3 protein-coding genes are annotated in these 5,843 nt (G+C 40.6%); all 3 read right to left on the bottom strand.

Annotated elements, in window-relative coordinates; all coding sequences use genetic code 11:
* A partial coding sequence (locus B2X72_RS14550; protein WP_286850169.1) for a GTPase occupies nt 1-454 on the bottom strand: 454 nt, incomplete at its 3' end.
* 169 nt (nt 455-623) lie between these two features.
* On the bottom strand, nt 624-2,369 hold the full coding sequence (locus B2X72_RS14555; RefSeq protein WP_112374934.1) for a RagB/SusD family nutrient uptake outer membrane protein: 1,746 nt from the start codon (nt 2,367-2,369) through the stop codon (nt 624-626).
* Between the two features lie 23 nt (nt 2,370-2,392).
* Complete coding sequence (locus tag B2X72_RS14560; RefSeq protein WP_112374935.1) at nt 2,393-5,482, bottom strand: SusC/RagA family TonB-linked outer membrane protein; 3,090 nt, start codon at nt 5,480-5,482, stop codon at nt 2,393-2,395.
* Nucleotides 5,483-5,843: the final 361 nt, after the last annotated feature.

The following is a 5,843-nucleotide window of genomic DNA, read 5'->3' on the forward strand; positions in this document are numbered from 1 at the left end:
TACCGGATCCTGTAGCCGACGAGATATTAAAAACCTCACCTAAACCAAAAGCATAAAACTCTGCCGATTCATGGTGCAATTTAGCGTGATCGACTTTATTAGCCACGACATACACGGGCTTAGAACTTCTTCTCAGAATATCAGCGATTTCGTCATCCAAGTCGGTAATGCCAGTGGTGACATCCACCATGAATATAACGACCGAAGCTTCTTCAATAGCGATATAGACCTGATCACGAATAGCCTCTTCAAAGACATCATCCGAACCATGTACAAAACCACCTGTATCAATTACTGTAAATTTCTTTCCGATCCACTCGGCTGTTTCATAATGACGGTCGCGCGTCACCCCGCTAAAGTCATCAACAATCGCTTTTCTACTTTCTGTAAGACGATTGAATAAGGTAGATTTACCAACATTTGGACGACCAACAATTGCAACAATATTTGCCATATTTATTTTATTTGATCCACCCACTATCACAGCAGGTGGCACTTTTATGCTAAAAATATACTTAAGGGAACAAAGATACGGATTCGAAAGGGATTATCGCGACACAAAAACAAAAATGGCTTTACCGTGAAGTAAAGCCATTTATAGGGTTTAAATTATCAATATTCGCCTAATTAGACGTTGGATTCTGAGTCAATTTCCCTGGATATGAATTGATCGCATCCTGTGGAATAAAATAAGTCACTCTAAAATCTGTCGGCACAATATCCTCAAATTGTTTTTGTGGCCCAGGATAAGTTCTATTTAACGGCAAGCCATTACGAAACACATCATAACTGCGTTCAGCCTGGTAAGCCAATTCCAACTGACGCTCTTTGTCGATCAGTTTACTTGCATTGGTAGCATCAATTGAAGTATATCCCCCATTGACAATAGAACGATTTCTGATGGTATTTAAATCATTTAGCGCAGCACCATAATTACCTAATTTTGCATTAGCCTCTGCGCGATTTAAATAAATTTCACCCAAGCGGCTGATTACAGGTGAGTGCAATTGCGACTCCTCGCCTTCACGTGAGCATTTCACAATATAGAATTGTGGATAAGCACGGTTTAAGGAAATATAGTAATCGATCATACCGGAGTAGGTATTGCCATCTTCATAAGTAATTGAATAGGTCTGTTGATTAGCATTAATTGCCGTCAATGTATATTCTTTAACAACCTCATTATCACCTATCTTTTTGACTTCTCGTGCAACAACAGTATTTCCGTTAATTACAACTGGAATTTGCAGATAGCTCATTGTTTTAGGATCACCGGCTTTCGCAGGTATATCTTGTTTGATAAATCGAAACACAGTTGAGTATTTGCCGGCCTTATCTTTGGAATAAGTAGGTTCAATAAAGGCCGAACGTGCATCGACAATCGTATAATGATCAGGTCTCCAGTCATTGCGACCTGTTTCATTTAATAAATCAATGTACTTGGCACTGGAATACATCTCGCCCCAGCCCATACCACCGATATTGGAGTACATACCACCAATACCATAATAGTGATCATCACCTGAAAATTCAGAAGCGACACGTTTCACCGCAAAGATCGTCTCTTTGTTATCTTCTGGTCTAAAGGTATTGTATTTCATGAATTGCTCACGAGCCAATAGAACATATTTACCTGAATTAATCACCTTGTCTGCGTATTCTACAGAAAGACGTGCATATTCTGCATTTGGATTTTTATACGTGCCGCTCATATACAGGTATATACGGGAAAGCATTGCTTGTGCCGCCCCCTTTGAAGCATACACTGCCCCTTTATCGATCTTCAATAAAGCTTCTGCTTTCTTCAGATCACTGATTGCTTGCGCATAGGTATCTTTTACAGACGCACGGTCTGGCAAGTTCAAATCATTGAATACATCTTCAGGTGTACCGTTGACAATTGGAACACCCAAGTTTGTCTCGGGACTTTGGTAATAAGGCTTCCCGAACGCACGGCAAAGGTAAAAATACATCATTCCACGGATGTAATAACATTCACCCAATTTATTATCCATCTCTTCACTTTGACCTTCGGCAAACATCTTAATGACGTTCGAAGATTGCGCGATAGCTTTATAACCGCTATCCCAGAAGTTCTGCAAACGGTAATTATTAGGTGTTCTCGCATAGGAGATAAATTCGTAAAATGCGTCTGTCGATGACCCGCGGATCATCATATTATCACCAGCGTATTCACCAAGACGGTGCATTGGGTCGGACCAAGCTTTTAACTGCGCATAAGTACCTGTTACCATGGCATCAGGATTACTCACAATATTCTCTTCGTCCATCGAAGTATAAGGAAGACGATCGATATCGCAGGAGGATACTGCCGATGCGATCAAAAGTCCGATTAATATCTTTTTCATTATTGATTTTCTAAACGTTAAAATTAAAATGTCACACTTGCGCCGAACATGTATTTACGAACCATTGGATATACAGAGACGCCTGTAGATCTGATCATTTGACCACCCCCGCCTTTACCATCTGGTTCAGTCAATGGAAGCTCCGGATCAACACCCGAGTAGTTTGTAATCGTAAACAAATTCTCTCCAGCTAAGAATACACGTAAATTTTTGATGTTATACTTTTTCAGATCGAAGTTGTAACCCAAAGTCAAGGATCTCATTTTTAAGAAATTGTTACTTTCCAAGAAGCGTGTTGACGGTGAATTACCTTTATCTTGGTTATCGTATCTTGCTATCGGATGAGTAGCAACATCACCGGGTTTTTCCCAGCGGCTCCAACCATCCTGTAACTTCATCTGATTACGATCGGTATAAGTTCCATCCGAGTCAAATTCTTGGCGCGAATAATTATACAACTTACCGCCCAAAGAGAACCCGAACACGGCATTTAGATCAAACTGCTTATAACTTAAGGCTGTACTGAAACCGCCAAAGAGATCTGCATTTCCTTTTCCTGCATTACGGAAAGTTGCATTGGAATAGTTCGACGTCGTTGTCCTTGTTTCATTGCCATTGACATCTGTCTCGTATCTGTACCACATTGGCAAACCATTATCAACATTGACACCAGCCCATTCTTTTAGATAATAGGTATCTACCGGATAACCAGGTTGAAGCAAACGTTGCGCCGATCCAGCTATCCCTGATCCGTCCCCTGCGATAATTGGTTTCGAAACAAGATTACCATTGGCATCTTTTGTCGCAAATAGCTCCGTCAATTTATTCACATTGTGACTTAAATTAACATCCAAACTCCAATGTACATTATCATTGCGAACGATATCGCCACCGATGGTCAATTCAATCCCCCGGTTTTGCATCTTACCAATATTTTTCCAGATAGAAGTGACACCTGTCAGACCACTGATCGGCACTTGATAAAGCACATTATCAGTCTTCTTATCGTAATAATCAACATTAAGTCTTAGCCTATTCTTAAATAAGGCTGCATCCACACCAAATCCTGTTGTGTATGTTTTTTCCCAAGTCAGATCTTTATTACCGATTTGGCTAATTAATGCCCCTGGTATTCCATTATAGCTTGATGATGCTGATACCGAATAAAGGCTATATTGTGGATATAATGAGCTCGGTCTATTACCTACCGATCCATAAGCCGCTCGCAGTTTTAAGTTATCTACCCAATCAGCCTTGAACCACTCTTCTTTATTGATATTCCAGCCACCACTAACGGAAAAGAAGTTTCCGTATTTCGCATTGGTACCAAAATTGGATGCCCCATCACGACGGAAAGATACCTGTGCCAGATATTTATTATCGTATGCATAGTTTGCATTCGACAAGAATGACTGTACTGCCCATTCGGAAATTCCACCTTTCGTACGTTCTGGTTTTGCAACAACATCCAATACCTCGAAACCATTGACAATACCCGTTCCGTAAGCATCTAAGGTTTTGGTCCAGTAGTCGTTAAATTCGTATGCAGCCAATCCATTCAGGCTATGTTTATCCCAAGTCTTGTTGAAACGCAAGATTTGGTTGGTATAACGACGTGCAAACTCCATGCGGTAATCCGTTACACGACCAATTACACTTTCACCGCTGTTTGATCGCGGATCTTGATAACCACTGTCAGAATACGTATTGTAGCGATAATTGTTGACAGAGGAGAAGGTCAACCAATCCGTTAATTTGACATCGAAATCTAAGTTACCCATAAATTCATAATTGGTATTGGCACTATGATTCCATTGCAAGTCATACAAGTAATTCGTGCTTGCATTATTGACCCAGCCACTATAACGGTGTGGCACTAAATTTCCATTTGCATCGTATGGACTATCCCAAGGTAGGTTTCCATACATGGCATTGACATCATATTGACGATCATCTACCGCACGTCTCGAACCGGCAATAGATGGCTTGATGGTCAACCAGTCAAAAGGCTTATAGTTGGTACGTAATCTAAAGTTATAACGATCGTAATCATACCCTTTTACCGCACCGGCTTCGTTGTAGTAACCTAAAGACAAATAAGACTGTAATTTATCATTTCCTCCCTGAATGGATAAATTGTGATTTTGGACAAATCCGGTCTTTGTTGCCAGCTTCCACCAATCAAAGTTGCTATTGCGCAAATCCGAATTCCAACGCGGGAATTTGATATCAGCGGGATTTGAAAACGAAGCAAAGTAGTCATAAAGTTCAGCCCCATTCATCATTTCCATGTTTCCATTGGAAAGCTGGTTGATACCCATTTTTGTAGAAAAGCTAATGCTTGTTTTGGATGCCGAAGGATTTTTTGTTGTGACCACAACAACGCCATTTGCACCTTGCGAACCATAAATTGACGTTGAGGCAGCATCTTTTAGAATCGTTAACGATTCAATGTCATCTGGATTGATATCACCTGGGCTTGAGCCGACGATAACACCATCAATAACCCACAATGGGCTCGTCGTGCCACTTAAGGTTGCCTGACCACGAATCACAACACCACCATTTGACCCCGGTTTGCCAGCCCCTGGTGCAACATATACACCGGCAGCCTTACCATTCAGCATGTTTTCAACCGATGGCGTAGTGACATCACGCAATTTGTTTCCCTTAACAGCTTGAAGGGCACCAGTCAAACTTTCTTTTTTCTGCTGTGATCCATACCCAACGACAACAACCTCCTGAAGTGCTTCACTATTGGACTCCAGATTGATGTTAACAACCGGTCCTGTCACCGTCACTTCCTGTGTCTTATAACCAACACTTGTAACGACTAGTACATCCCCATTTTTAGCATCTATGGTAAACCGTCCATCTACTCCTGCCGATGTCGACTTAGCGCTCCCCTTAACACTAATGGTTGCACCAGCCAATGGGCCGTCTGTTGACTGCACTTTTCCATTCACTTTTTGTTGATAAACCGCGTCATTCAACAAAATATTGTTGCCTGGAAACGTAAGACCATTAGCATTAGCCGAGTTGTGTGTACTTGTAATGAGTAAAGCTAATGATAACAGACTCAACTTGTGATTGTCGAGAATCTTTGAAATCATAATATTTAATAGTTAGTTTAAAAATTGATTAGCGTGCTAATCAAAATTTAGGTACATGAATGCTAAAACTAAAGGATGATGACAGTATATCAAAATTTAGCAGCAACGAAATCGATTGCGCCAATTAAACAAACGATTGCATAAACACACATTTTACAGTACAATCTACTATCAAAAAATTAGAGCGATTAACTAACAGCAAAAGACAGTTTTTTAACAACCTCAGGACAGTCGACAATGAGAAATTTAGACGAGCAGGAAAAAGATAATCCTGAAAAACAGGTGGTATTATAGCGTGATTTAGGATACAAAAAAAAGCCAAGATATTCACCTCGGCTTTTTTCTTTTAGTAGCGGGGACC

The organism is Sphingobacterium sp. UBA7253 (assembly GCF_002472745.1).
GTDB classification, from domain to species: domain Bacteria; phylum Bacteroidota; class Bacteroidia; order Sphingobacteriales; family Sphingobacteriaceae; genus Sphingobacterium; species Sphingobacterium siyangense.

Excerpts from the sequence above, each read along its gene's own strand:
- B2X72_RS14555 (WP_112374934.1), bottom strand. The coding sequence starts at position 2,369 with ATGAAAAAGATATTAATCGGACTTTTGATCGCATCGGCAGTATCCTCC.
- B2X72_RS14560 (WP_112374935.1), bottom strand. The coding sequence starts at position 5,482 with ATGATTTCAAAGATTCTCGACAATCACAAGTTGAGTCTGTTATCATTA.